Origin of the sequence: Caballeronia udeis (genome assembly GCF_001544555.2) — a bacterium.
Taxonomy (GTDB): Bacteria; Pseudomonadota; Gammaproteobacteria; order Burkholderiales; family Burkholderiaceae; genus Caballeronia; species Caballeronia udeis.
Map to the genome: position 1 here is coordinate 110,750 of NZ_FCOK02000007.1, position 25,595 is coordinate 136,344.

The window sequence follows — 25,595 nt, forward strand, 5'->3', positions numbered from 1 at the left end:
CGACGCTTGGGACTCAGCGCTTATGCGCGAGCGCCGGGGTGGTGGCATCGGTTCCGCTCGGCGCAGCACCATTCGGGCTGCGCATGAAGCGGAAGAAATCGCTGCTCGGATCGACAACCATCACGTCACCAGCATTGAAGGTCTTTTTATACGCTTCGAGGCTTTGATAGAACTGGTAGAACTGCGGATCGACGCCGTATGCATCGGCAGCAATGGACGCAGCCCGGCCGTCGCCCTCACCCTTGATGGTCTGCGCTTCCTTGTAGGCATCGGCGAGAATGGCTTCCTGCTGGCGCTCCGCGCTCGCCTTCAGCGCATCGGCATCAGCCGTTCCCTTCGCGCGTTCCTGGGCCGCCGCTTGCTGGCGCGCCGCGATCATGCGTTTGTAGACCGAGTCGGCCACCGCCGGCGGAAAGTCGATGCGCGTCAGTTGCAAATCGACAAGCTCCACGCCGAACGCCGCTGCCGGCTGTTCGATTTCCTTCTGCGCTTCGCTCGCAATAGCCTGCTGCTCACCCAGCACGTCCGTCAGCGAACGCTTCGTGAACGACGACGTCAACGCTGTGCGCGTGAGCGCGGCGAGCCGCTCCTGAGCCGTCTGCGTGTTCTTCTCGTTGCTTTCGAACAGCTTCAGCGGATCGGCCACCCGATACTTGATGACCGTATTCACGATCACCTCGTTCTTGTCCGACGTATTGAAGCGGTCCGAGCCTGCTTCGTCGAGCGTGAGCGTACGCGTGTCGATCAGCGTCAGTGTCTGGAACGGCGGCGGCAGCTTGAAATGGAGGCCGGGCGTGACCAGCGTGGGCGTACCGCCGCCATGCGCGGAGACCACGCCGGCGTGACGTTCGTCGACCACGAACATCATGGACGAGCCGATGAACAGCACGGCGACCACAGCAACTACGAGCGCAATAATTCGATTCATGTTCGCGCTCCTCATTGCGTGTCGTCTTCGCGCGAACGCGAACGGAACGCATCGCGCGAGCGCAATGGGTCATCCGACGACTGCGAGGCTGCGCCCGACGCGGCAGCGGATGCTGCTGCGCTGGCGGAAGTGGCGGACTGGGCAGTCACGGCCGAAGCCGCCGACGCGCTTTCGGCGCGTGCATCCTGCGTGATGGAGCCACCGACAGAGCCACCGGCAGTCCCGCCAATCACGCCGGCAGGCGCGGCGCCGACCGGTTGATTCGCACCCGAAGGCGCCGTCCCCGCTGCGGCACCCGACGCGCCCGGAGGCACTGTCCCTGCAGCGGCTGCGTTCGCGTTCTGGCGGTTTGCGTCGACGAGCTTGTCGAGCGGCAAATACACCACGTTGTTCGAACTCTTGCTGTCGACGAACACCTTCGTCGCACGCGAATAGATCTGCTGCATTGTGTCCAGATACATGCGTTGACGAATCACTGCCGGCGCCTTCGAATATTCTGCGTAGACCTGCTTGAAGCGCTCGGCATTGCCTTGCGCCTGCGAAACGACCCGGTTGCTATAGCCCTTCGCTTCATCGATCATGCGCGCGGCGTCAGTCTTCGCGCGCGGCAACAGCTGATCGGCATAGGCTTTCGCAGTGTCGACCGCGCGCTCGTTGTCCTGGCGCACCTTCGCGGCATCTTCAAACGCCGGCTGAACCTGCGCCGGCACCTGCACGCTCTGGATAGTCACGCCCGTGACCTGCAAACCGGTCTTGTACAAATCGAGCGATGCCTGGATGGTGTCGACGAGCTTCGCGCGCAATGCTTCGCGGTCCTTGAAAAGCAGGTCGTCGGTACTGTGTGTACCGGCAATCTCGCGAATGGCAGCCTGCGCCGATTCCGTCACGTTCTGATCGGGATCGACATTGCGGAAGAGGTAGTCGGTCGCCGACTTGATCTGGTACTGCACGGCAAAGCGCACGTCGACGATATCCGCGTCGTGCGTGAGCAGCGACGCGTCACGCACATTAGCCTGGGTCACACTGTTGTTGCGGCCGACTTCGACCGAACGGATCTGCGACGTATTGACGATCTCATGGGACTCGAACGGATACGGAAGACGCCAGTGGATGCCCGCGTCGGCCGTCTCTTCATACTTTCCGAAGCGCGACACAACGCCCACATTGCCGTCCTGTACGACGAATACGCCGCTGCCCAGATAGATCGCGATCAATACGCCGACAACAATGCCCATGCCGATCCTGGCGCCGCGGCCGTTGTCCGTGCGCGGACCGCCGCCTGCGGGTTTCTTGCCGAACAAGCCCGCAAGCTTCTTGTTGAAGTCGCGCCACATTTCGTCGAGATCCGGCGGGCCTTCACCATCCTTGTCCTTCGATGGGCGCTTTTGTTCCTGCGGACGCTTTTGCTCCTGGCTTTTGCCGTCGCCATTGCCGTCGCCCCGCCCCCAGCGCGGATCGTTGATCGAAAAGACGGCATGCGAAAGCTGCCGGTTACTCCGCTCGTTGTAGTCGTTCACTCGGTGATTCACCATTAGACAGCCGGGTCAATGCAAATCGGAACAGATCAGTGCCCGTGCTCGGGGACCTTGCGGTCGTCACTTTCCTCGGCTGACCGGTGATCTTCCGGTAGCGTGGTTCCGTCGTCGGATGTGCTATCCATGGACTCCGGCACGATTGTGCCGTCCGGAAGTTCCGTGTACTCGTTGTTATCTTTGGGTTCGGAAGCCGCAAATTCGGCGATGGCCGCGCGCAGCGCGTCAAGTCCCTGACCGGTTCGCGCGCTTAAAAAGACGCGCAAAATATTACCATACTCATCCCTTTCAACCGCGTCCCCACGGGCCGCCAACTCAGGCACCGCGTCGATCTTGTTGAAAACGAGAATCTGCGGAATGCCGTCGGCGCCAATACTGCTCAGCACCTTGTTCACCTCGTCGATCTGGTCGAGCCGCACCATGCTCGATGCATCCACCACGTGCAACAGCAAGTCAGCCTGAACGGTTTCTTCAAGCGTCGCACGAAAAGCCGCGACCAATTGGTGAGGCAGGTCGCGAATGAACCCGACCGTATCCGACACCACGGCCTGACCCGCTTCCTCGCTGAGATAAACCCGGCGGGAGGTGGTATCGAGCGTGGCGAACAACTGGTCTGCCGCGTACGCCTGCGCCTTCGTCAACGCATTGAACAACGTCGACTTGCCCGCGTTCGTATAACCGACGAGCGACACCGACGTAGTCCGGTTGCGCTCGCGCTGCCGGCGCTGCGTGCCATGCTGGCGCCGCAACTTCATCAAGCGCGCCTTCAGCGCCTTGATTCGCTCGCCGATCAACCGGCGGTCAGTTTCAAGCTGCGTTTCACCCGGGCCGCGCAAGCCAATACCGCCCTTCTGCCGTTCAAGGTGAGTCCATGCGCGAATCAAGCGCGTGGAGAGGTATTGGAGCTGTGCGAGCTCGACCTGCAGCTTCCCTTCATGACTGCGGGCACGCTGCGCGAAAATGTCGAGGATAAGGCTGGTCCGGTCGATCACACGCCGGTCGAGCACCGTTTCCAGATTGCGCTGCTGCGCGGGCGCGAGGGCGTGATTAAAAATGACAAGTTCCACGTCGTTGGCTTCGCACGCGAGGCGCAGCTCTTCGACTTTGCCGCTGCCGACGAACATCTTGGCATCGGGGCTGGAACGGCGACCGGTCAGGGTGACGGCGGGATGGGCACCCGCACTTTGTGCGAGCAGACTGAGTTCTTCGAGACTGGCATCGAAATCGATTTTTCCGAAGTCGACACCGACAAGCGCTGCGTTGATCAAATTAATGTTTTCATTTTGAAGCGACCGGTGAATTAGCATGTTCATTCATGCGCTTACACCGGACGCAACGAGGTTTAGGGCGTCTCTGCATCCGGGTGGAAATTCACCGGACGCGCCGGCACGACCGTCGAAATGGCGTGCTTATAGACCATCTGGGTAACCGTATTCCGGAGCAACACGACGTACTGGTCGAATGATTCAATATTGCCTTGCAGCTTGATACCGTTGACCAGGTAGATCGACACTGGCACATGCTCTTTTCGCAGTGCGTTCAAAAACGGGTCTTGTAACAATTGCCCTTTGTTGCTCATAGCAAACTCCGTATTATTTTTGCAGGTTGACGTGATTGCGACGAAGAAAAAGAGATCCGCCGTCAATCGCTACACTATAGCCGATTTTCATTTTCGCACCAGCGCGCCACGACCGCCTGAAACCCGGCGAAACGCTTGGTGCACGCGGGGTTCAGCCTTTGTCCGCGTAAGGGTTCGCGCTTGAACGGAACTCTATGCGCAATGGAGTCCCTACCAGCCCGAAAGTTTCCCTGAAGCGCCCTTCGAGGTAACGTTTATAGGTGTCGGTGATCGCATCGAGGGCATTTCCGTGCACGACGATGATCGGCGGATTCTGTCCGCCCTGGTGCGCATAACGCAGCTTCGGACGAATCGGTCCGCGACGCCGCGGCTGCTGAAATTCAACCGCGTCAATCAGCGCGCGCGTAAGCTTTGGCGTGGGCAACTTGGCCATGGCGGCGGCGTAGGCGTCATCCACTGACTTCATCAACTGGCTGATGCCCGTCTTTTCCAGCGCCGACACGTAATGGAATTTAGCAAAGTCCAGAAACTTGAGCTTGCGTGTCAGATCGGCCTTGGTGCGCTCGCGCACATGCGAGTCCAGTCCATCCCATTTATTGACCCCTACCACCAGCGCCCGTCCCTGCTCGACCACGAAGCCCGCGATATGCGCGTCCTGGTCCGAGATGTCCTGCTGCGCATCGAGCAGCAGGATCACCACGTTAGCGTCGGAAATAGACTGTAACGTCTTCACCACCGAAAACTTCTCCACGGCCTCGAACACCTTGCCGCGGCGGCGCAATCCCGCCGTATCGATCAATGTGTATTTGCGGCCGCTTCGCTCGAAATCAATATAGATGGAATCGCGCGTGGTACCCGGCATATCGAACGCGATCACGCGCTCCTCGCCGACCAACGCATTGATCAGCGTCGACTTGCCCACATTCGGACGTCCCACGATGGCGATTTTCACGCCACGCGCCGCCTTTTCCTCCGGGTCCTCTTCCGGCTGGCCGGCATACGCTATCTCGAGCGCGTCACCGATCATTTCCGTCACGCCGTCGCCGTGCGCCGCGGAAATGGCGCGCGGGTCGCCCAAGCCTAGTTCGTAGAAATCGGCAGCCACCGCGCTGTACTTCATGCCCTCGGCCTTGTTGACCACGAGGAACAGCGGCCGGCCCGTCTTGCGCAGGTAGTCCGCGATCGCCTTGTCCTGCGGCGCAAGTCCATTTCGACCGTCCGTGATGAAGACGACCACGTCGGCCTCTTCCACCGCCTGGCGGGTCTGGCGAGCCATTTCGTGCAGGATGCCGTCTTTCGCGACCGGCTCGAAACCACCGGTGTCGACCACCAGGTAGGGACGATCGCCGACCCGGCCTTCGCCATAGTGACGGTCCCGGGTAAGGCCGGGCAAGTCGGCGACGAGTGCGTCGCGCGAGCGCGTCAGGCGGTTGAAAAGCGTCGATTTCCCCACATTGGGGCGCCCCACGAGGGCAATTACGGGTTTCATCAGATGGTGTTCACAGTTGAACGCAAGGCGGATGAATCCGGCCCGGCGCGCGCCGGATAAAAGTCCGGAAACGGCGAGCCGCGAGTGTGCGTGGCCCGGCGATGTGTCGAAAATTAGCACGGTTCCAGCGGAGCGACCGCGGCGTGCAGCGATGTTCCACGTTCATGGCGTTTGAAGCGCAGCGCTCCGGCAAACGACATGATCGCGAGCAACGTCACCCGAAGGTGTGGACCCGCTTGCACAATCCTGCTGCCGGAATCCCGATGCCTGGTGTTGCCTGTTGTTACTTGTACCGTTGCCTGACCTGCTTATATGCTGCTTGTGCGCTTATTTGCCGCACGATGATCCTTCACGCGCGGCCTTGATGAATCGATTCTATTCGCACGGCGCGGACTCAAAAAACAAAAAAGCCCGAAAAAACACGAACGGCCGGCAAAACCGGCATGCTCGTCAGAACGTTAGATCAACTCAAACCTTCACATCAGCGCGGACGGAAACCGTACAGGCCGCCGTCGTGCGTCTGGATAACCAGGGTATCGCCTGCCAGCACCGGAGCCGCCGTGATCGCGCTGCCATCGGTCTTGGCCCGGCCGACAAATTCGCCATTTGCCGTGGAAAGGAAATGCACGTAACCCTGGTAGTCGCCGAGTACGACCGCGCGGCCCAGGATAAACGGCACGCTGACCATGCGATTCTTCAGCTTGTCGTTCTTCCAGAGCGGCGCACCGTCGATTCCGCTGAACGCGTTGACGATCGACCAGTCGTCACCGGCGGCGACCATTTCATTGTCTTGTGCCAGACCGCTGTCGCTCGAGAACGACTTTTCCCATTGCGGACGGCCCGAATTCGCGTCGAAACACCCAATGCGTCCCTGGAAGGTCACCGCGCATGTCTCCGATCCCACCAGCGTAGGTGCGCCGGTGACGTCGTTGATGCGCTCGACTTCAGTCACGCCCTTCGGGAATGACACCGGCGCCTGCCAGTAGGCGTCGCCAGTCTGCAGATTGATTGCTGCGAAGGTACCGCCCGGGAAGCCCGCCAGGACCGCCTGGGACGCGGCAAACGTCATGCCGGCAGCCACACGCAGGTTGAGCGGTACGGCGCGCGCCTGGAAGATCCACTTCTGTTCGCCGGTTTGCGCGTTGAACGCGATGACCTTGCCGTCGATCGTCCGGACGATGACCACGTCATTGCCGACCAGCGGCGGCGAGATGATTTCTCCCGGCGCTACTGCTGTCCAGAGTTGCTTGCCGTCCGGTCCGAGCACGTAGACGTTGCCTTTCAGGCCACCGACCGCAGTCAGGTTGCCGTCACTGCCCACGCCGGCCGACAGATCGTCTTTAAGCTTGATGCGCCATACGTCCTGACCCGTCTTGGCGTCGATCTTCGCCACCGTGCCATTGGTGCCTGCCGCGTACACGAAGTCGCCGACTGCCACCGGCGAGAACAGGTAACGCCCGGCCTTGCCGACGCTCGCCTTCCACGCCTGCTCTACAGTTAGAACCGGCTTGATGTCTACAAGCGGAGTCGGTACGCGGCGCTCGTCCTTGGTGGCGCAGGCGGTGAGCATAACCGTCATCGCGCAAGCGAGCGGGAGAGCGTAGCGTTTCAGAAAGGTCATCGGTGGACGCAACATGAATAAGTGAAATCGGTTGATCGGTGTGCGGCGTGGTGCTCGCCAGATTAAATTCACCGCTGCAAACCGGTGACTTTAACCTAGTGAGCAACGCGCCTGCATAAGGACGAGGTCGGCTGACAGATCCTGAGGGGCCAGCGGTCGGCGCTAGCCGCCGAGTGCGTCCAGCTTGAACTGGACCAGTTGACGGGCGGACGTGTCGGACTTTGGCAGCGTGTCGAGCGCAACCTTGTAAGCCGCACGCGCGTCATCGCGTTTGCCTTCGGCCGCCAGCAGGTCACCGCGGCGATCCGACACCACGCCTTTGAACGCGTCGAGCGGTGCATCGTCGAGCACCTTCAGGCCCGCGTCATAGGCTTTTTCGTCGAGCAGCAACAAAGACAGCCGCAGTTTCGCGATCTGTTTGTATTCAGCGTCTTTCGCGTGATCAGCGGCCCATTGCAGTTGCGCTTTAGCCCCTGCACTGTCCCCGTTGGTGTACAGCGATTTGGCAGCGGCCAATGCCGTCATCTGCGCGTAAGCGGTGCCGCCGAACTTGTTTTCCATGTCCGTGGACACGCGCGTGACCAGCGCCTTGTCACTCGATGCCACCGCTTGCTGCACCTGGTCGTAGAGCACGGCGGCTTCCGCAGCCTGCTTCCGTTGCCAGAAATTCCAGCCATTCCAGGCCGCTGCAGCGACAAGCACCGCCAGCACGATCCAGGTCGTGGAGTTGCCCCATCGGGCCCACCAGGCTTTCAGGTTTTCTAGTGACTCTTGTTCTTCGTGATAGCTCATGCCCTGCTTATTCCTTGACTGCTTTTGTGTTCGCGCGCAACGCTGCGCGCCTTTGTTTCAGGCCGCCGCGCGGCTTTCGCGCACGTGGCGCCGCCCGACAATGAGCCGGACAATCAGTCGGCGCCGTCGTCGGCGGTTGCCACCATCGCATTGATTAGAAATTCGGTCAAGTCTTCCACCGGCACCGTGGCCTGCTCGTTCTTTTGACCTGTCGACTCAACCGATGCACTGCGCAGCGGCTTCACGCCCACCATGCCCTGGGCCAATTCGTTCTCGCCCAGCACCACGGCAAAAGCCGCGCCGCTTGCATCGGCCTTTTTCATCTGCGACTTGAAGCTCGCCGGCGTGCCGTCAGGGCTGCAATGCAAAATGACGTCCAGGCCGGTATCGCGCAGACGCTCGGCGATGACAAACGCCTGCTCCGCCGCCGCCTCACCCTGGTGAACGACGTAGATGTCGGTTCCTTCCGGCGCCGGCACCAGATCTTCTTCTTTCAGCAGTTCAAGAATGCGCTCGACACCCATTGCCCAGCCGCATGCCGCCGTCGCCTTGCCGCCCAGTTGCTCGATCAGCGGATCGTAGCGGCCACCGCCGGCCACTGTACCCTGCGCACCCAGCTTGTCGGTCACCCATTCGAATACGGTGAGGTTGTAGTAATCGAGGCCACGAACGAGACGCGGATTGATCTTGAACGGAATGTTGTTCGCCTTCAGCAAACGCTGAACACCGTCGAAGTGCGCGAGCGATTCAGGCCCGAGGAAATCGACGAGCTTCGGCGCGTTCTGCGCAATCTCCTGCATGGCGGGATTCTTGGTATCCAGCACGCGCAACGGATTGGTGTAGAGACGGCGCTTCGATTCTTCGTCGAGGACGTCAACATGCTGCTCGAGATACGCGATCAATTCCTTGCGATGCGCCGCCCGCTCTTCCGGCTGGCCGAGCGAGTTGAGCTCAAGCCGGATGCCCGACAGACCGAGGTCGTCCCACAGCCGCTGGCACATCATGATGATCTCGGCGTCGGTATCCGGACCGGCAAACCCGAGCGCTTCCACGCCGACCTGGTAGAACTGCCGGTAGCGTCCTCGCTGCGGGCGTTCGTGACGGAACATGGGACCGATGTACCACAGCCGCTTGGGGCCGTCGTAAAGCAAATTGTGTTCGATCGACGCACGCACCACGGCAGCCGTATTCTCCGGGCGCAGCGTGAGGTGCTCGCCGTTGAGCGCGTCGGTGAAACTGTACATTTCCTTCTCGACGATATCCGTCACTTCCCCAATACCGCGCGTGAACAACTGCGTGGGCTCCACGATGGGCGTGCGGATCTGCTGATAGCCGTATGCGCGCAGCATCGACTTGACGGTGCTTTCGAAGAATTCCCACAACGCGGCATCCTGCGGGAGGATGTCGTTCATGCCCTTCACGCCGCTCAGTTTCTCGAGCTTTTTCTTCTGTTCAGTCATCTGTCTTTAAAGTGTTTCTGCCTGCGCGGTTTCGCGCTTGCCGTAAGTGCGCGTCACGTAATCGCTGACGATTTGCTGGAAATCCTGGGCGATATGCTCGCCGCGCAGCGTCTTGACCTTCACGCCGTCGATAAACACCGGCGCCGCCGGATTCTCGCCCGACCCCGGCAAGCTGATGCCGATGTTCGCCTGCTTCGATTCACCCGGCCCGTTCACGATGCAACCCATCACCGCGACGTGCATTTTCTCGACGCCCGGGAATTGATCGCGCCACACGGGCATTTCATTGCGCAGATACGTCTGGATCTGCGACGCCAATTCCTGGAACAATGTGCTGGTGGTGCGTCCGCAACCCGGGCACGCGATCACCATTGGCGTGAACGAGCGCAGGCCCATGGTCTGCAGGATTTCCTGGCCGACAATCACTTCGCCGGTCCGCGCACCGCCCGGTTCCGGGGTGAGCGAAATGCGGATGGTGTCGCCGATTCCTTCCTGCAACAGCACCGACAACGCCGCCGTCGACGCCACGATGCCCTTCGATCCCATGCCCGCTTCGGTCAGGCCGAGGTGCAGCGCGAAGCTGCACCGCTTGGCCAGTTCGCGATACACCGCGATCAGGTCCTGCACGCCGCTGACCTTGCACGACAGGATGATCTTGTCGCGCCCGAGGCCGAGTTCGACCGCGCGTTCCGCCGACCCGATCGCCGATTGAATCAGCGCTTCGTACATCACGCTTTGCGCTTCCCACGGCGTGGAGCGGGCCGCATTCTCGTCCATCATCCGCGCGAGCAGATCCTGGTCGAGGCTGCCCCAGTTCACGCCGATCCGCACCGGCTTGTCGTAGCGTGCAGCCGCTTCGATCATCTGGGCGAACTGCGTGTCGCGTTTGGCTCCTGCGCCAACGTTGCCCGGATTGATCCGGTATTTCGACAGCGCCTCGGCGCAAGCCGGATAGTCGCGCAGCAGCGTATGACCGTTGTAATGAAAGTCGCCGACCAGCGGCACGGTCACGCCCATCCGGTCGAGCTGCTCGCGTACCGCGGGAACCGCCGCCGCTGCTTCAGGCGTGTTCACCGTGATCCGCACCAGTTCCGAACCGGCTTGCGCCAATTCCTTGACCTGGATGGCAGTGCCGATGGCGTCGGCGGTATCGGTGTTCGTCATTGACTGGACGCGCACGGGTGCATCGCCGCCAATTGTGACGAGCTGGCCGCCCCAGCGTACGTCCACGGCGTGCGACGCCCGCCGTTTCCACGATCCGCCGAAGACTGGCTCCGACGAACAAATCTTGCTTTCAATAAGGGGTTGTTGAGCTTCGGATTGCATCGAAAGACCCTTTGCGCCGCCGGCTATCACACGGTGACGCGTATCTGGACATGAATGAGACTCGAGGACATAAAACGGCGCCGCCACTTTTGCGACGCCTTGATGAAATCTTCGCACAACTCCGTGTCAGGGCTGAGAAGCGGCATCAAGACCCCTCCAGCGGTGTGGCGTATGGCTTTCGAGCCCGCTTCCAAAACCGGCACGGGCTCAACCACGCACCAATACGCAGCGCCTGGCGATCAGGGCAGCGAGAAACGGGCGACGTTGCCCTTCGCAGGACCGAATTTGGCTGGATCGACGGGTTGTCCGTCGAATGTCAACGCATCGAGACCCGCCCGATTTCCAACCGTGATCTTGAACGGCGCGTCGCCAGCCACTCGCTGCACGCTGCCGGCCTTGACCAGGCCTGAAAACACTTCCTTACCGTCCTTCTGGCGTACGCTGAACCAGCTATCCTTCGCCACCTTCAATTCAAGTTCATTCGCGCCCGCTCCGACTGAAGCAGTGGCCGATGCCGTAACAGCCGCATCAGCCGACGGCGCGGCTTTCACTGCATTCGCCAACGGCGCGCTCGCGCTTTGCGCGCGCGCGGCTGCGCCTTGAACGGCCGTAATAGTGGACGACGACGCTGGAAGCGCATTCGTACCTAGCGGGCTCGGCATTGGCTGCGCGCCTGGCTGTGTTTCAGCCTGTGCACCGGCGGCGGAAGCTTCAGTAGCAGCGTCGCCCGATGCGACCGAACCCGTGTTGGCCGTCGCCTCCTCAGTGGCCGCCACCGATGAACCCGCACTTGTGTCGCCGCTCGTTGCCTGGGTTGCGCCGTTGGCGCTGGCCTTCAGCCGGGCAAACCACGCCGCCGAATCCCCGCCGGTGTGCCACATTGCAAGTGCGATCACAGCAACGACAACCGCAGCGACACCCCATAACCACGACCGCCGCTTCGGTGAACCGCCGAGCGGGACCGAAACTCGACCGCGCGGCAAACCCGCGCCGGACGATGCCGGCAACGACAAATTCTGCTCAACCGGACCATTCGCGTGACGCAGCGCGGCCGTAAAGGGAGCGGGATCGGCCCCCATGATTTTCGCGTAGCTGCGCACAATGCCTGTCGCGAAGTTCCGGTCAGGAAACAGGCTGAGATCGCCGCTTTCAAGCGCACGCAATTTCTGCGGCGACACCTTCAGCCGCGCGGATACGTCATCCAGGGACCAGTTTTTCGCTTCGCGAAGCTGCGTAAGACGCACACCGACTGCGGCCACCGAATCAAGACTCACTGCCTGCTGGATGCCGCCCGGCGCGGTACTGGCGGCACTCACGGTTTTTTCGGGCTGACTTCCGGGCAAAGCGCCGGCCTGACTGCCTGATTGGTCACCTTTATGAGCGCCGAAAGGCGTCGGGTGCTGCGGCTCACTCATCCCAATTTCCTCGCATCGATTCTTTTTTGTCGCTGTTCAGCTTCGTTGCTGACCGTAGCGCCACCGCAGCCATAGCCGAGTCGGCGTTGCAGACGGCTTTATAACAAAATGCACGGCATTGTGTGCTGCCTTCTAGCACTCATTGCCGGATTTTCCGGTCTTTACGCGAATGAGGCGCCGCAGATCTGCAGCGCACGCATCCCGCTCCAGGCTTAGACAGCGCGAACCTCGATGACCTTCGCCGTCTTGCCCATGCGCTGGGCAAGACGCGTACGGTCCTGAACGGTGCCAGCCAACTGCCCGCATGCCGCGTCAATGTCGTCGCCGCGCGTCTTGCGCACCGTTGTCACAACACCAGCGTCCATCAGCACCTGGGCGAACCGCTTGATCTGTTCGTTGCTCGAGCGCGTCAAACCGGACTCGGGGAACGGATTGAACGGGATCAGGTTGAATTTGCACGGCACGTCACGCGTGAGCGCAACCAGTTCGCGCGCGTGAGCTTCGGTGTCGTTCACGCCGTCGAGCATGCAATATTCGAATGTGATGAAATCGCGCGGCGCGACCTTCAGGTAACGCTGGCACGCCGCCATCAATTCCCGCAGCGGATATTTCTTGTTGAGCGGCACGAGCATGTCGCGAAGCGAATCGATTGGCGCATGCAGCGACACGGCAAGCGCGACCGGCAGGTCGGCGCCGAGGCGGTCCATCATGGGCACGACGCCCGAAGTGGACAACGTCACGCGGCGGCGCGACAGCCCGTACGCGTTGTCGTCAAGCATCAGTCGCATGGCTGGCACGACGGCGTCGTAGTTGAGCAGGGGTTCGCCCATGCCCATCATCACGACGTTGGTCACCACGCGGTCGGCCTTGCCGTTATTCGGCACACTGTCACTGCCACCTTTCGATGCACGCAGTGCAAATTCGGCCATGCGCAACTGGCCGATGATCTCGCCCGTGCTCAGATTGCGGGAAAAGCCCTGTTTGCCCGTAGAGCAAAAACGGCAATTCACCGCGCAGCCCGCTTGCGACGAAACGCACAGCGTGCCGCGATTTTCTTCTGGAATGTAGACGGTCTCGACCGCGTTGCTGTTACCCACGTCGATCAGCCACTTCCGCGTGCCGTCGGTAGATACGTGATCGCGGACGATGGCGGGCATGTCCAGGCTGGCCCGCCCTTTCAATTTTTCACGCAGCGATTTCGCCAGGTCCGTCATGCCGTCGAAGTCGTCGACACCGAACTGGTGAATCCAGCGTTGCAATTGCTTGGCGCGAAACGGCTTTTCGCCCAGGCTGTCGCAATAAGCGACGAGCCCGGCGGCATCGAGGTCCAGAAGGTTGACTGTTGCAGCTGTCATTTCGATTCTGCCATTTCCTTGCTGAGCGAAGACTGGAACACGTTCTGAGCCGCGTTCCAGCTATTTCGCGCCAATTCCTGCGATAAAGCTACTCCCGAATCAACGCGAATAGACGTTCACTTCGGGGAAGAAGAAAGCGATTTCCTGACGGGCAGTTTCAGCCGCGTCCGAACCGTGTACCGCGTTAGCGTCGATGCTGTCGGCGAAATCCGCCCGAATCGTGCCCTTGTCCGCCTTCTTCGGGTCGGTTGCGCCCATCAGGTCACGATTCGTCAGGATGGCGTTCTCGCCTTCCAGCGCCTGGATCATCACGGGACCCGAGATCATGAATTCGACCAGGTCCTTGAAGAACGGGCGTGCAGCGTGAACCGCGTAGAACTTTTCCGCGTCAGCGCGCGACAGGTGGACCATGCGAGCCGCGATGATCTTGAGGCCAGCTTGCTCAAAACGGCTGTAGATCTGGCCGATCACATTCTTTGCCACTGCATCCGGTTTAATAATCGACAGGGTGCGCTCGATCGCCATGAAAAACTCCAAAAAATGAACGGGTTACGAATATAAATGAATCGACAATTGTAGCACGAAGCGATGTATGATTGCGATTGAAACCTTACGACTTCGTAAGCATCAAAGCTTACGTGAAACGTAGTTCGGAATTGCAGTACGCGCAGTGCGGATCACAGTGTGGGTATGAAACGCGCGGTAATTTTAGCGGTCTTATTACTGCACAGCAGCATTGTTGATTTCGGCGCAAGATAGGCTCATATGTCGTGTTGGAAGGCCCGTCGGGCCGAAGCGTACAATGCAGCCAAGCAGCCAAAGGTTTCGCGGCAAATCGTCCAACGAAGCCGCCTGACCGATAAAAGCCGTGTTTGCTCGCGGCAGTGTCGGCGTTTTACGGCAAATTGAGCCGGTGTTTTTGACCCAGATGGCTTTACACAAGTTTAGGCAAGGAGAAACCATGAACGAATCCCCTTACAGTTTTGGCCGCAGCGGTAGCGTCACGTCGACCGAAACCCGCAACCGCGTGCTACGGAACACGTACTGGCTGCTCGCGCTGTCCATGGTCCCAACCGTGTTGGGCGCGTGGGTCGGTGTAGCAACGGGCTTCTCCCTGTTCGCGGCCACCAGCCCCGCCATGAGTTTCATCGCGTTCATGGCCATTGCATTCGGCTTCATGTTCGCAATCGAACGCACCAAGAACAGCAGCCTCGGCGTATTCGTGCTGCTAGGCTTCACGTTCTTCATGGGCCTGATGCTGTCGCGTTTGCTGAGCTTCATTCTCGGTTACACGAACGGGCCGCAGCTCATCATGATGGCGTTTGGTGGCACTGGTGTGATCTTCGCCGCCATGGCGACCATTGCAACCGTCAGCAAGCGTGATTTTTCGGGCCTCGGCAAGTGGCTCTTCATGGGCGTGCTGGTGCTGCTGCTGGCTGCGTTTGCGAACGTCTTCCTGCACCTGCCGGCCTTGATGCTGACAGTGTCGGTGCTGGCCATCGTGATCTTCTCGGCGTACATGCTGTTCGACGTCCAGCGCGTGGTGAATGGCGGCGAAACGAATTACATTAGCGCTGCACTTGCGATCTATCTGGACCTGTACAACGTGTTCACGAACCTGTTGATGCTGCTCGGCATCTTCGGCGGCAACCGGAACTGATTGCACGTCGGTCTGGCGTTACTCGTAAAAAAACCGGCCCTTCAAGGGCCGGTTTTTTTATGTCCGCAGTGCGCGGGGATTCAGTCGCGCTCGAACAGCGCAATCGATTCGACGTGCGATGTATGCGGAAACATGTTTACCACGCCCGCTCCCTTCATCCGGTAACCGGCCTCGCGCCCGAGCACGCCCGCGTCACGGGCGAGTGATGCCGGATTGCAGGAGACGTACACAATCCGCTTGGGCAACACCCCCTCGCCGCTCCGCGCAATCTCCCCCAGCGCCTTCGACACCGCCAACGCCCCCTCGCGAGGCGGGTCAATGAGAATTTTGTCGAAGGGACCCAGCGCACGAAAATCGTCCGCGGTGATCTCGAAGAGGTTTCGGCACTCGAACGACGTATGCTCATGGACGCCATTTACCCTGGCATTTTCCAGCGCGCGTTCGGTCAGGCCCGCACTACCCTCGATGCCCACGACCTCGCGCGCCATCCGCGCAAGCGGCAGCGTGAAATTACCGATACCGCAAAAGAGATCCAGCACCCGATCCGTGCGCTGCGCGCCCAGTAGCCGCAAAGCCCGGCTAACGAGCACCCGGTTGATCTGATGATTGACCTGGGTGAAATCGGTTGGTTTGAACGGCATTCGGATACTGAATTCAGGCAGCGTATAAGCCAATTCCTCCCCGAGGGGATAAAACGGATAAGCCGTCTCCGGCCCTTTCGGCTGCAGCCAGAATTGCACGTCATGGGTGTCGGCAAAAGTACGCAGCAACGCCTCATCCGCTTGCGTCAACGGCTCGAGAATACGCAGCACGAGCGCGATTATCTCGGCGCCCACGGCCACCTCGATCTGCGGCAGGCGGTCGCGAATGGACAGGTCGCGTACGAGGAGCCGCAGCGGCATCAACAGTGCAGATACTTTCGGGTGCAGGACTTCGCACGTTTCCATATCGGCGACAAAACTGCTCTTTTTCTCGTGGAATCCCACCAGCGCGCCGCCCTTTCCCGCGATCAGCCGCACAGCCAGCCGCGCCCGATACCGGTAGCCCCACGACGGCCCGTGAATAGGCCGGTAGATCGTTTCCGCGTGAAGCTTGCCGATATGCTGAAGGTTGTCCTCAAGCACGCGTTGCTTGACGGCAATCTGCGCCCTCACGTCGAGGTGCTGCATGGAACAGCCGCCGCACTTGCCGAAATAAGGGCATTTGGGCCGCGTGCGCATCACACTTTCACGCAGGATTTTCACGAGAAGCGCCTGCTCAAATGCGGCCTTCTTGCGAAAGCTCGCATACAACACACGTTCGCCCGGCAACGCGCCTTCCACGAAAATGACCTTGCCGTCCGAGCCGTCCTCGGTCGTCGCGCGGCCAACGCCTTGGGCATCCATGTCGATCGATTTGATTTCGATCTCGAGCGGCGCGGCCAAAGGGTCCAGAGGAACGATACGAGCCGGTGGACTGCGTCGATTACGCGATTTTTTTCGAGCGTGAGACACCTGCGGACTTCCTGGCTAATGTGAAAAATTGAAGAATCGGGAAGCGGGAAACAAAACGAAAAGCGCGGCGAAGGCCCCGAAAACGGGCAGCAAAGGCGAGATTGTAGACGATGCCGGGAGAAGCCCGGCCCAATGCTCAGCTGTCGAACGCGGCCAGATATTCGGCCCAATGTGACGCTGGTTCAAGCGCGAGTGCATTCTTTACGAAGCTGATCTCGTCGGCATACTCTTCAGCGGAAAACCCGCCTCGCATCAATTGAAAACGGCAGTACATCAGGTACGTGTTAACCACGTCCGTCTCGCAATAGTTGCGGATTTCTTCTATGCGCCCTTCCGAGTAGGCCTGCCAGACCATTCCGCCATCCATGCCGAGCTTGCCTGGAAAACCGCAGAGCTTGGCGAGCGCATCGAGCGGCGCGTTCGCGCGCGCCTGGTACATCGCGAGCACGTCCATCAGGTCGGTGTGGCGCGCGTGATAACGGCTGATGTAGTTGTTGTAGCGAAACTCGCGATCGTCGTTGCCCAGGTCCCAATAGCGGGACGCCGTCACGCCGTGCACCAGCGCCCGGTAGTGCAGCACGGGCAGATCAAAACCGCCGCCGTTCCATGAAACGAGTTGCGGCGTATATTTTTCGATCACGCGAAAAAACGACTGGATCAGTACCGCCTCGGAATCCGTCGTCGTGCCGAGCGAGCGCACGCGAAAACCGGTGTTATCGCGGAACACGCACGAAACGGCGGCAATCCGCTGCAGATGATGCGGCAGGAAATCGTTGCCCACCTTTTCGCGGCGGGCGGCGAATGCATGCTCCGCGACCTCGATGTCGGTCAGCGTGGCGGGAAGATTGTCGAGACGGCGAATACCGTCGACATCGGGAATCGTCTCGATGTCGAATACGAGAATGGGTGTCATTGTTTTTTTAAGGACAACGTTGCAAGGGCGGCGCCTCGCCTAGAGCACGGCGTCTTTCCGCACACCGTTCGATGCGAAGAACCGCTTGAGCCGGACCAGCGCTTCCTGCTGGATCTGGCGCACACGCTCGCGCGTCAGGCCCATTTCGTCCGCGAGTTCTTCGAGCGTGGCCGGTTCAATGTGGTTCAGGCCGAAACGACGCTCGATAACGTGCCGGTGTTTGTCGGACAGGCGGGAAAGCCACAGCTTCGTCAGTGTTTCCAGTTCGCGATGCTGAACTTCGGAATCAGGTGACTGGCTGGCGTCGTCGGAGAGCAGATCAAGCAGGCTGCTCGCCGGATCGAGATCCAGCGGTGCATCAAGTGACGCCGTGTGTTCGTTGAGCGCGAGGATGTCCGTGACTTCCTCGGGCGTTTTGCCGGTGAGATGCGCTATGTCGTCAATACTCGCATCGCGCCGGTCGGGCGCAATAGCCGCCGTCGAATTCGCCGAGCTTTTTTCGAGATGGCGTTTCGCGCGCAACACCTGATTGAGTTCGCGAATTACGTGCACAGGCAAGCGCACCGTGCGCGCCTGGTTCATGATCGCGCGCTCGATGCTCTGCCGGATCCACCACGTGGCATACGTCGAAAACCGGAAACCGCGTGTTGGATCGAATTTTTCGATAGCGTGCATCAAGCCGAGATTGCCCTCCTCGATCAGATCGAGCAGCGGCACGCCACGATTCAGATAACCCTTCGCGATACTGACGACAAGGCGCAAGTTGCGCTCGATCATCACCTGGCGTGCCTCGAATTCGCCGGCTTTCGCCAGCCGCGAATAACGCTGCTCCTCCTCGACGGTCAGCAGCGGCTTCACGCTGATGCGGTTCAGGTAATGCTGGATTGTGTCAGCCGTGAGTTCGGCCTGCAAAATGGACTTGAAGTCGTCGACGTCGGGTATGGAATCAGCCGCACCCTCGGCGGCATCCTTGCCGCTCGCACCACTGTCTTCGTCTACATCAAGCTCGGCGTCGGCCGTTTCACTTTCAGCCTCGTCTGCATGGCTCGAAGCGCCGTCTTCCACCGTTGTCTGCGTGGGTCGGCTGATTGTCTCAGTCTCGGCTTGCGGCGGGCGGCGCTTCGATTTAGGCATGATGGTTTCGCTTATTGCGGCGGCAAATACTTCAGAGGGTCGACAGGTTTGCCCTGCCGGCGAACTTCGAAATGCAACATCACGCGGTCCGAATCGCTGTTGCCCATCTCGGCGATCTTCTGCCCTTTTGTCACCGCGTCTCCCTCTTTTACCATCAAAGCACTGTTATGTGCGTACGCGGTAAGAAAAGTTGCGTCGTGCTTGATGATGATGAGATTGCCGTATCCGGGTAGACCGTTGCCGGAGTAGACGACCCGTCCATCGGCGGCCGCATTGACCGGATCTCCGGCTGCGCCGCCAATGTTCAAGCCTTTGTTTTTCGCGTCGTCGAACGTGCCGAGAATCGGTCCGCGCGCCGGCCAGATGAATGCCAACGGTGCAGCCGGAACCGCGGCCGCACCGTTGTCGACGCCCGCGCCCGGCGGCTGCGTCATGGCCAGTCCTGGCGCCGCTGTGCCCGGCATTGCCCCCATACCGGACGACGTGCCGTAATTCGGCGCAGGCGGCACGCCGCCATTCGTGCCCGGTGCAGCCGAAGGATTCGCGCCGTACGTGTTATTCAGCGGCTGGGCTTGCACCCCGCCGCCGCCAATCGGAGCGGTAGAAACGCCCGGTGTGGCCGCCGCGAGATTGGCGCCCGGGGGTGCCACGCGCAGTAACTGGTCGACTTCGATCTGGTTCGGGTTCGTCATGTTGTTCCACGACGCAATATCCCGATAATTCTGGCCGTTTTCCAGTGCGATCCGGTATAGGGTGTCACCCGGCTTCACCCGGTAGTAACCCGGTGGCGGCGGACCCGGCGGCAACACGGCTCCATCCTGAGCGGCTTGCGTACCGATTGCGGATCCGGTCCGGTCCACGACAGGCGCCTGGTCCATACGGGTCGCGCAGGCGGCCAGCGCACACAGCGCCACCACGCATACACCGCGCTGAACCGCCATCAGACCGGGGTTCGCGCTCACTTCTCGTTTAGCACGCAACATACTCATCGGTGTCAAATCACTCCGGATTTTAAGGGTACAAAGAAAACCCGATCGAGCTGCGACTCGCGCCATTGAGTGGGCGAAACGCGCTCGACGAGCGTCAGTATCTGCGCTTGCGCCGTCTGGGACCCGACGGGCGCAACAAGTCTGCCGCCTACAGCGAGTTGATCGAGCAACGCCTGCGGAACGTCGAGTCCGGCACAAGCAATCACAATGGCATCAAACGGCGCGACCGCCGGCAGTCCGAGACGGCCATCGCCGTAATGCAGGCGGATGTTCGGCACGCGTAACGGCCGCAGGTTCAGCTTTGCTCGTTCGGATAACGGCCGGATACGTTCGATGGAATACACGTCGGTTGCCACCTGCGACAGCACGGCCGCCTGATACCCGCAGCCCGTGCCGATTTCCAGCACATTCTTGAGCGTACGTCCGGCCGCGACCAGCTCGATCATCCGCGCGACCACCGATGGCTTCGAGATGGTCTGATGATGACCGATCGGCAGAGCAGCGTCCTCATAAGCCTGCGCGGCAAGACCGGGATCGACGAACATGTGGCGCGGCACCGCGGCCATGGCGGCAAGCACGCGAGCGTCCGTAATGCCATTCGCCCGCAGCCGTTCGACCATGCGCTCACGCACTCGTTCCGATGTCAGCGCGTGCGTGCTTGGCTGCCCCGCCCGGGACGCAGTCTTTCGGAGGGCGTTCGGCCTGACCTCGGGCTGCGGCGCCGGTGACTTTGCCGGTTGTGACTTCGCATCCGGCTTCAAATGTGTCTTTAACTTTGGCTGAAGATCGCGCGTTTCGCTCGGACGCACGCCCGAACGCAGCGCGCCGGGCTGATGATGCGCGACGACCGTGGAAGGTTTCGACGCAGCATGCAATCTTGCAGACGAGCGATGCCGATCGCCCGTTGCTGCAGCCGGACTTCCCGCCACGCCGCGCGCCGCCGTGTTACCCGCGAGCGCAATTGACTCAGGTTTCGCCGCCTTGCTCGCGTTGATGCCGGAATGCGTGCCGTTAGCCGGTTTTACTGCCTTGCCGCCCGCAGGTTTCGGAGCGGCCGCAGCGGCCTTGTGCGTAGCTGACGCAGGTTTCAAGCCACCGCCGCCCGAAATGGCCTTCAATGCTGGTTTCAAGCCCGGCTTCGCTCCCGCATCGGGACGCGCAGTCGCCTTGCGCGGCTCGCGCACCAGATCGGCGAGCGCCAGCGGAAAGCGTTTCGCGCGGTCGTCCGTCATGAACTGCGGCTCCGCGCCTCGGCCCACTCGCGCGTGGCGGGCAGCAGCTTGGTGTGAGTCAGATCGAGTTGCAGCGGCGTGATGGAGATATGCCCGTTCGCCACTGCGTGGAAATCCGTGCCTTCGCTTGCATCGAGCGCGTCACCGGACGGCCCGATCCACCAGATCGGATTGCCGCGCGGATCGATTTGCCGAATGACCGGCTGCGATGGATGACGCTTGCCGAGCCGTGTAATCCGCCACTCGCCCATCTCGTCATACGGCAGACTCGGAATGTTCACATTAAGCAGCGGATGGCCGGGCATGGGGTGCGCGAGATAATGCGCAACGATGTCCGCGGCCACCCGCGCTGCGTCTTCCAGATGCAGCCAGTCACGCCCGACCAGCGAAAACGCGATGGCCGGCACGCCGAACATGAACCCTTCCGAGGCGGCAGCGACAGTGCCGGAATACAGCGTGTCCTCGCCCATGTTCTGGCCGTTGTTGATACCCGATACCACCAGGTCCGGCTGCTCGGCCAGCATGCCCGTCAGTGCGATGTGCACCGAGTCCGTTGGCGTGCCGTTCACATAGTTGAAACCATTCGCCGCCGTGTGGATGATGAGCGGGCGCGACAGCGTCAGCGAGTTCGAAGCGCCGCTGCAGTTTTGCTCGGGCGCCATCACCGTCACTTCTCCAAGCGGCTGCATAGCCGCATGCAGCACGTTGAGGCCACGCGCCAGATAACCGTCGTCGTTACTGAGTAGGATTCGCATCCGACGATTGTAACCGAGGAAGGAAGGCCCGCGGACCGCCCTCGGGGCACTTGGCCTGACGGCCTGCTACGGCGCGTGGCAGTGGATGATTTGCATGCGTTTTATAGACCTTCCGGCCAACGTGGCAGAGGCAGACGCACACTCGCGCAGCCCTGATCTACACTCCCAGATCACGATAATTTCACCCGGAGACACCATGCGCGCCATTCGATGCACCCAGTACGGACCACCGGAGTCCCTTGTCCTGGAAACGCTGCCCGATCTCCAGCCCGGCGCCGGCCAGGTGGTGATCGACGTCCGAGCCGCCAGCGTGAATTTCCCTGATGTGCTCGTGATCCAGAACAAGTACCAGATGAAACCCGAATTGCCGTTCACGCCTGGCTCCGAATTCGCCGGCGTGGTGCGGACCGTGGGTCCGGACGTCAAGCGGTTGAAGATCGGCATGCGGGTTGCCGCGTACACGGCGCAAGGCGCGTTCGCCGAGCAGGCGCTGGCAAGCGAGGCAGCATGTATGCCATTGCCCGAGGACATCGACTTCGCCAGCGCCGCCGCCATTACGCTTGCGTACGGCACGTCGCACCACGCCGTGGTCGACCGGGGTGCGCTGAAGGCCGGAGAAACCATGCTCGTGCTGGGCGCGGCGGGCGGCGTAGGGTTGGCAGCCGTGGAAATTGGCAAGGCGCTCGGGGCCCGTGTGATTGCCGCGGCATCGAGTCCGGAAAAGCTCGCGTTATGCCTGGAACATGGCGCGGACGCCATCATTGACTACACGAGTGAAAACCTGCGCGAACGGATCAAGGCGCTGACCGACGGGAACGGGCCCGACGTCATCTACGACCCGGTCGGCGGCGAATACGCGGAACCGGCTTTTCGTAGCATCGGGTGGCGCGGCCGGTATCTTGTGGTCGGGTTTGCGAATGGCGAAATTCCAAAGCTGCCGCTCAACCTCGCGCTGCTGAAAGGCGCGAGTATGGTCGGCGTGTTCTGGGGGCAGCATATCCAGCGCGAACCCGATCTGGCGAGCGCCGCGTTGCAGCAGATTTTCGGCTGGATCAAGGACGGCCGGGTACGGCCACACGTCACGAAGCGCTACGCTCTTGAAGAGACCGCCGCGGCATTGAACGACATGGCGAGCCGGCGCGTGTCCGGGAAAATCGTAATCGAACCTTGATAGGCTGTAAGGCGGTAAAGGACGGCTGCGGACGAACAATGCTTCTCAAGCTTCCAGCCGCCCTTCGCATCTTTTCGATATCGCCGGTGCCCGGCTGCCATTTCATCTGGCGGCGCCCAACGAACATCACGCAATCCCGCCAGGCGCCAGAGTGCCGGCGAGCACGGTGTCGATATCGAAGGTAGATTCAGCTTGCAGGATCAGGTGGCTGCCCCCGCGCGCCGAGTTCCATATTTGGCGGATTGCCAAGGCGCACAGGATTAAATCGCGTTGTTTGCGTGCAGCCGCGCAATCTCATCAACGTCATAGCCGAGCGATTGCAGGACTTCATCGGTGTGTTCACCAAGTTGCGGGCCAAGCCAGCGTGTCTCGCCGGGCGTCTCCGACAACTTTGGCGTAACGTTCGGCAGCGCGATCTCCCGGCCGTCCTGCCAGGGAAAATGCTGGATCATCTGCCGCGCGATGTATTGCGGATCGGTGAACATATCGGCGACGCTGTAAATGCGGCCTGCAGGCACATCCGCGACGTTCAGGACGGCGAGCGCTTCGTCTATAGAGCGGGTGCAAAGCCACACGCGGATTGCGTCGTCGATTTCCCGGGTGCGCGGCACGCGTCCGTCATTCGATGCCAGCGTGGGATCGTTAGCCAGGTCTTCACGGTCGATAGCGAGCATCAGCCGTTTGAAGATCGGATCGCTGTTGCCGCCAATCACGATGCTGCCGTCGCGGCACGGATACGTATTCGACGGCACAATGCCCGGCAGCGACGCCCCCGTGCGCTCTCGCACCATTCCGTACACGCCATATTCGGGAACGACGCTTTCCATCATGTTGAAAACGGCTTCGTACAGTGCGACATCGACTATTTGTCCCTTGCCGCCATTCGCTTGCCGATGGTGCAGCGCCATCAACGCGCCGATCACACCATGCAGTGCGGCAATGGAGTCGCCGATGGAAATGCCGATGCGCGGCGGCGGCAAGTCCGGATAACCGGTTATGTGACGCAATCCGCCCATCGATTCGGCGATAGCGCCGAATCCCGGCCGGTCACGATACGGCCCGGTCTGCCCGTAGCCCGACAGACGCACCATCACAAGGCCGGGGTTCTCGGCGGATAGCACTTCATAGCCAAGCCCGAGTTTCTCGAGCAAGCCCGGCCGGAAATTCTCGACGACAATATCAGCCTGCTTCGCCAGCCGCCGTACGATTTCCTTGCCTTCGGGAGACTTGAGATTAACCGTTACCGACTTTTTATTGCGTGCCTGGACGGCCCACCATAGCGATGTTCCGCCCACTTCCGGATAGAGCTTGCGCCATTTGCGCAGCGGATCGCCGCCGTTCGGATCTTCGATCTTGATCACGTCGGCGCCGAACTCGCCCATGAAGCGCGCGGCGAACGGCCCGGCGATCAGCGTACCGAGTTCGAGCACCTTGACGCCGGCGAGCGGTCCCGTAGAAACGCTCATGCTGTCTCCTTCGTTAGGGTTTTCACAGCGGCCTGAATTAGCTTGATGGGCTGAAACGCCGGACAGCCTTTACAGCGGAATATCGAGCGCCTTGAAGCGCGGCGAACCGTCTGCGAGCGTGCCGTTGAACAATTCCGCCGGACGCACCCACAGGCCATGATCGTGCGGCCAGAGATGTTCATAGACGATCATCGACTCTTCGGTCTCTGAATGCCGCGCCACACCGATCACGCGATATAAACCGCCCTTGTAATGCCGGTGCGTGGCGAGCGCCAATGCTTCTGCTTCGGTCATGTCATTGCCTTGTTGCGGTGTAACTGATGACTACACTGAGCGCCGGTCGAGCATTGCGCGCGCGATCGTGCCGGCATCGACGTATTCGAGTTCGCCGCCTACCGGCACGCCGCGCGCGAGGCGGGTGACCTTCAGGCCCTTCGACTTGAGCGTCTGCGCGAGGTAGTGCGCGGTCGCCTCGCCCTCGTTTGTGAAGTTCGTGGCGAGCACGATTTCCTTTACGAGCCCGTCGGTGGCGCGCTGGATCAGGCGATCGAAATGGATCTCTTTCGGTCCGATACCGTCTAGCGGACTCAACCGTCCCATCAGCACGAAATACAGTCCGCGATACGTCAAGGTCTGTTCGAGCATGATCTGGTCGGCAGGCGTTTCGACCACGCAGAGCAGTTCAGGATCGCGTTCAGAGTCGCTGCAGACTTCACAGATCGCCGCCTCGGTGAACGTGTTGCACTTCTCGCAGTGTTGCAGATGCTCGGTCGCAAACATCAGGGAGCGGCCGAGCTTTTCGGCGCCAGGCCGGTCATGCTGCATCAGGTGATAGGCCATGCGCTGCGCCGACTTGGGACCCACGCCCGGCAGCGCGCGCAGCGCTTCGACGAGCGCCGACAAGGCGGAAGGTTGTTTCATGCGCTTGGGGACCCTATGCTCTGAGGGTTGAGGTGTTTAGAACGGCAGCTTGAAACCCGGCGGCATAGGCATGCCGGCCGTCATGCCGCTCATCTTTTCTTGCGTGGTGGCTTCGGCTTTGCGCACGGCGTCGTTGAACGCAGCGGCGACGAGGTCTTCCAGCATGTCCTTGTCGTCGGCAAGCAGGCTCGGGTCGATCGACACGCGGCGGACATCGTTCTTGCACGTCATGGTCACCTTCACGAGACCGGCGCCGGATTGTCCTTCCACTTCGACCAGGGCGAGTTCGTCCTGCATCTTCTTCATGTTGTCCTGCATCTGCTGAGCTTGCTTCATCAAGCCGGCTAGTTGGTTCTTCATCATG

General features: G+C 60.9%; 24 protein-coding genes. 2 read left to right on the top strand and 22 right to left on the bottom strand.

Features of this window, described 5'->3' with window-relative positions:
- Positions 1 to 13: 13 nt before the first annotated feature.
- The 12 genes from hflC to ndk form a co-directional block, all read right to left on the bottom strand.
- Positions 14 to 928 (bottom strand): protease modulator HflC, encoded by a 915-nt coding sequence (hflC, locus tag AWB69_RS07695; protein WP_062083923.1) that lies wholly within the window; start codon positions 926 to 928, stop codon positions 14 to 16.
- Between the two features lie 11 nt (positions 929 to 939).
- Entirely contained in the window at positions 940 to 2,445 is a 1,506-nt protein-coding gene (hflK, locus tag AWB69_RS07700) for an FtsH protease activity modulator HflK (RefSeq protein ID WP_062084090.1), read from the bottom strand.
- A 47-nt stretch (positions 2,446 to 2,492) separates the two neighbouring features.
- Entirely contained in the window at positions 2,493 to 3,767 is a 1,275-nt protein-coding gene (gene hflX, locus AWB69_RS07705; protein WP_062083925.1) for a GTPase HflX, read from the bottom strand.
- 35 nt (positions 3,768 to 3,802) lie between these two features.
- Positions 3,803 to 4,039, bottom strand: a complete 237-nt coding sequence (gene hfq / locus AWB69_RS07710) for an RNA chaperone Hfq (RefSeq protein ID WP_031356421.1) — start codon at positions 4,037 to 4,039, stop codon at positions 3,803 to 3,805.
- A gap of 151 nt (positions 4,040 to 4,190) precedes the next feature.
- On the bottom strand, positions 4,191 to 5,528 hold the full coding sequence (gene der, locus AWB69_RS07715) for a ribosome biogenesis GTPase Der (protein ID WP_062084092.1): 1,338 nt from the start codon (positions 5,526 to 5,528) through the stop codon (positions 4,191 to 4,193).
- A 481-nt stretch (positions 5,529 to 6,009) separates the two neighbouring features.
- Positions 6,010 to 7,149: an outer membrane protein assembly factor BamB gene (gene bamB, locus AWB69_RS07720; protein ID WP_062083928.1), complete on the bottom strand. Its 1,140-nt coding sequence runs from the start codon at positions 7,147 to 7,149 to the stop codon at positions 6,010 to 6,012.
- A gap of 162 nt (positions 7,150 to 7,311) precedes the next feature.
- A complete protein-coding gene (locus AWB69_RS07725; RefSeq protein ID WP_062083931.1) occupies positions 7,312 to 7,941 on the bottom strand; it encodes a tetratricopeptide repeat protein in 630 nt (209 codons plus the stop codon).
- Positions 7,942 to 8,054: 113 nt separating this feature from the next.
- Positions 8,055 to 9,401 (bottom strand): histidine--tRNA ligase, encoded by a 1,347-nt coding sequence (gene hisS / locus AWB69_RS07730; protein WP_062083933.1) that lies wholly within the window; start codon positions 9,399 to 9,401, stop codon positions 8,055 to 8,057.
- A gap of 6 nt (positions 9,402 to 9,407) precedes the next feature.
- A complete protein-coding gene (gene ispG, locus AWB69_RS07735; protein WP_062084094.1) occupies positions 9,408 to 10,727 on the bottom strand; it encodes a flavodoxin-dependent (E)-4-hydroxy-3-methylbut-2-enyl-diphosphate synthase in 1,320 nt (439 codons plus the stop codon).
- 239 nt (positions 10,728 to 10,966) lie between these two features.
- Positions 10,967 to 12,142 (bottom strand): RodZ domain-containing protein, encoded by a 1,176-nt coding sequence (locus AWB69_RS07740; protein ID WP_062083935.1) that lies wholly within the window; start codon positions 12,140 to 12,142, stop codon positions 10,967 to 10,969.
- A 212-nt stretch (positions 12,143 to 12,354) separates the two neighbouring features.
- A complete protein-coding gene (rlmN, locus tag AWB69_RS07745) occupies positions 12,355 to 13,497 on the bottom strand; it encodes a 23S rRNA (adenine(2503)-C(2))-methyltransferase RlmN (protein WP_062083937.1) in 1,143 nt (380 codons plus the stop codon).
- A 99-nt stretch (positions 13,498 to 13,596) separates the two neighbouring features.
- Positions 13,597 to 14,022, bottom strand: coding sequence for a nucleoside-diphosphate kinase (gene ndk, locus AWB69_RS07750; RefSeq protein ID WP_047897645.1), 426 nt, complete (start codon positions 14,020 to 14,022; stop codon positions 13,597 to 13,599).
- A 436-nt stretch (positions 14,023 to 14,458) separates the two neighbouring features.
- Here ndk and AWB69_RS07755 point away from each other — a divergent pair, with 436 nt between their 5' ends.
- A complete protein-coding gene (locus AWB69_RS07755) occupies positions 14,459 to 15,157 on the top strand; it encodes a Bax inhibitor-1/YccA family protein (protein WP_062083939.1) in 699 nt (232 codons plus the stop codon).
- 80 nt (positions 15,158 to 15,237) lie between these two features.
- Here the strand turns inward: AWB69_RS07755 and rlmD are convergent, their stop codons facing one another.
- The 6 genes from rlmD to surE form a co-directional block, all read right to left on the bottom strand.
- Entirely contained in the window at positions 15,238 to 16,599 is a 1,362-nt protein-coding gene (gene rlmD, locus AWB69_RS07760; RefSeq protein ID WP_062084096.1) for a 23S rRNA (uracil(1939)-C(5))-methyltransferase RlmD, read from the bottom strand.
- A 187-nt stretch (positions 16,600 to 16,786) separates the two neighbouring features.
- The gene (locus AWB69_RS07765; protein WP_062083941.1) at positions 16,787 to 17,563 is read right to left on the bottom strand and encodes a 3'-5' exonuclease; all 777 of its coding nucleotides are present in this window, start codon (positions 17,561 to 17,563) and stop codon (positions 16,787 to 16,789) included.
- A gap of 39 nt (positions 17,564 to 17,602) precedes the next feature.
- The gene (gene rpoS / locus AWB69_RS07770; RefSeq protein WP_062083943.1) at positions 17,603 to 18,697 is read right to left on the bottom strand and encodes an RNA polymerase sigma factor RpoS; all 1,095 of its coding nucleotides are present in this window, start codon (positions 18,695 to 18,697) and stop codon (positions 17,603 to 17,605) included.
- Between the two features lie 11 nt (positions 18,698 to 18,708).
- The gene (locus tag AWB69_RS07775) at positions 18,709 to 19,686 is read right to left on the bottom strand and encodes a peptidoglycan DD-metalloendopeptidase family protein (RefSeq protein ID WP_062083945.1); all 978 of its coding nucleotides are present in this window, start codon (positions 19,684 to 19,686) and stop codon (positions 18,709 to 18,711) included.
- Between the two features lie 5 nt (positions 19,687 to 19,691).
- On the bottom strand, positions 19,692 to 20,918 hold the full coding sequence (locus tag AWB69_RS07780; RefSeq protein ID WP_062083947.1) for a protein-L-isoaspartate(D-aspartate) O-methyltransferase: 1,227 nt from the start codon (positions 20,916 to 20,918) through the stop codon (positions 19,692 to 19,694).
- Positions 20,915 to 21,673 (bottom strand): 5'/3'-nucleotidase SurE, encoded by a 759-nt coding sequence (gene surE / locus AWB69_RS07785; RefSeq protein ID WP_062083949.1) that lies wholly within the window; start codon positions 21,671 to 21,673, stop codon positions 20,915 to 20,917. Before surE ends, AWB69_RS07780 begins: the two co-directional genes overlap by 4 nt.
- 196 nt (positions 21,674 to 21,869) lie before the next feature.
- On the opposite strand from surE, the gene AWB69_RS07790 reads away from it, so the two are divergent.
- Positions 21,870 to 22,844, top strand: coding sequence for an NADPH:quinone oxidoreductase family protein (locus AWB69_RS07790; RefSeq protein ID WP_062083952.1), 975 nt, complete (start codon positions 21,870 to 21,872; stop codon positions 22,842 to 22,844).
- Between the two features lie 260 nt (positions 22,845 to 23,104).
- On the opposite strand, the gene AWB69_RS07795 is transcribed toward AWB69_RS07790, so the two are convergent.
- The 4 genes from AWB69_RS07795 to AWB69_RS07810 all read right to left on the bottom strand — a co-directional run bounded on the left by AWB69_RS07795 (position 23,105) and on the right by AWB69_RS07810 (position 25,594).
- Entirely contained in the window at positions 23,105 to 24,310 is a 1,206-nt protein-coding gene (locus AWB69_RS07795; RefSeq protein WP_062083955.1) for a CaiB/BaiF CoA transferase family protein, read from the bottom strand.
- Between the two features lie 69 nt (positions 24,311 to 24,379).
- On the bottom strand, positions 24,380 to 24,604 hold the full coding sequence (locus tag AWB69_RS07800) for a DUF1653 domain-containing protein (protein WP_062083957.1): 225 nt from the start codon (positions 24,602 to 24,604) through the stop codon (positions 24,380 to 24,382).
- A 30-nt stretch (positions 24,605 to 24,634) separates the two neighbouring features.
- Positions 24,635 to 25,231 (bottom strand): recombination mediator RecR, encoded by a 597-nt coding sequence (gene recR, locus AWB69_RS07805; RefSeq protein ID WP_047897654.1) that lies wholly within the window; start codon positions 25,229 to 25,231, stop codon positions 24,635 to 24,637.
- 36 nt (positions 25,232 to 25,267) lie between these two features.
- Complete coding sequence (locus tag AWB69_RS07810; protein WP_031356441.1) at positions 25,268 to 25,594, bottom strand: YbaB/EbfC family nucleoid-associated protein; 327 nt, start codon at positions 25,592 to 25,594, stop codon at positions 25,268 to 25,270.
- Between the last annotated feature and the right edge of the window lies 1 nt (position 25,595).

Excerpts from the sequence above, each read along its gene's own strand:
- hfq (WP_031356421.1), bottom strand. The coding sequence starts at position 4,039 with ATGAGCAACAAAGGGCAATTGTTACAAGACCCGTTTTTGAACGCACTG.
- AWB69_RS07810 (WP_031356441.1), bottom strand. The coding sequence starts at position 25,594 with ATGATGAAGAACCAACTAGCCGGCTTGATGAAGCAAGCTCAGCAGATG.
- AWB69_RS07780 (WP_062083947.1), bottom strand. The coding sequence starts at position 20,918 with ATGACGGACGACCGCGCGAAACGCTTTCCGCTGGCGCTCGCCGATCTG.
- AWB69_RS07775 (WP_062083945.1), bottom strand. The coding sequence starts at position 19,686 with ATGAGTATGTTGCGTGCTAAACGAGAAGTGAGCGCGAACCCCGGTCTG.
- ndk (WP_047897645.1), bottom strand. The coding sequence starts at position 14,022 with ATGGCGATCGAGCGCACCCTGTCGATTATTAAACCGGATGCAGTGGCA.
- bamB (WP_062083928.1), bottom strand. The coding sequence starts at position 7,149 with ATGACCTTTCTGAAACGCTACGCTCTCCCGCTCGCTTGCGCGATGACG.
- AWB69_RS07740 (WP_062083935.1), bottom strand. The coding sequence starts at position 12,142 with ATGAGTGAGCCGCAGCACCCGACGCCTTTCGGCGCTCATAAAGGTGAC.
- hflX (WP_062083925.1), bottom strand. The coding sequence starts at position 3,767 with ATGCTAATTCACCGGTCGCTTCAAAATGAAAACATTAATTTGATCAAC.
- hflC (WP_062083923.1), bottom strand. The coding sequence starts at position 928 with ATGAATCGAATTATTGCGCTCGTAGTTGCTGTGGTCGCCGTGCTGTTC.
- der (WP_062084092.1), bottom strand. The coding sequence starts at position 5,528 with ATGAAACCCGTAATTGCCCTCGTGGGGCGCCCCAATGTGGGGAAATCG.
- AWB69_RS07725 (WP_062083931.1), bottom strand. The coding sequence starts at position 7,941 with ATGAGCTATCACGAAGAACAAGAGTCACTAGAAAACCTGAAAGCCTGG.
- ispG (WP_062084094.1), bottom strand. The coding sequence starts at position 10,727 with ATGCAATCCGAAGCTCAACAACCCCTTATTGAAAGCAAGATTTGTTCG.
- AWB69_RS07790 (WP_062083952.1), top strand. The coding sequence starts at position 21,870 with ATGCGCGCCATTCGATGCACCCAGTACGGACCACCGGAGTCCCTTGTC.
- AWB69_RS07765 (WP_062083941.1), bottom strand. The coding sequence starts at position 17,563 with ATGACACCCATTCTCGTATTCGACATCGAGACGATTCCCGATGTCGAC.
- AWB69_RS07800 (WP_062083957.1), bottom strand. The coding sequence starts at position 24,604 with ATGACCGAAGCAGAAGCATTGGCGCTCGCCACGCACCGGCATTACAAG.
- AWB69_RS07755 (WP_062083939.1), top strand. The coding sequence starts at position 14,459 with ATGAACGAATCCCCTTACAGTTTTGGCCGCAGCGGTAGCGTCACGTCG.
- hisS (WP_062083933.1), bottom strand. The coding sequence starts at position 9,401 with ATGACTGAACAGAAGAAAAAGCTCGAGAAACTGAGCGGCGTGAAGGGC.
- AWB69_RS07795 (WP_062083955.1), bottom strand. The coding sequence starts at position 24,310 with ATGAGCGTTTCTACGGGACCGCTCGCCGGCGTCAAGGTGCTCGAACTC.
- rpoS (WP_062083943.1), bottom strand. The coding sequence starts at position 18,697 with ATGCCTAAATCGAAGCGCCGCCCGCCGCAAGCCGAGACTGAGACAATC.
- surE (WP_062083949.1), bottom strand. The coding sequence starts at position 21,673 with ATGCGAATCCTACTCAGTAACGACGACGGTTATCTGGCGCGTGGCCTC.
- recR (WP_047897654.1), bottom strand. The coding sequence starts at position 25,231 with ATGAAACAACCTTCCGCCTTGTCGGCGCTCGTCGAAGCGCTGCGCGCG.
- rlmN (WP_062083937.1), bottom strand. The coding sequence starts at position 13,497 with ATGACAGCTGCAACAGTCAACCTTCTGGACCTCGATGCCGCCGGGCTC.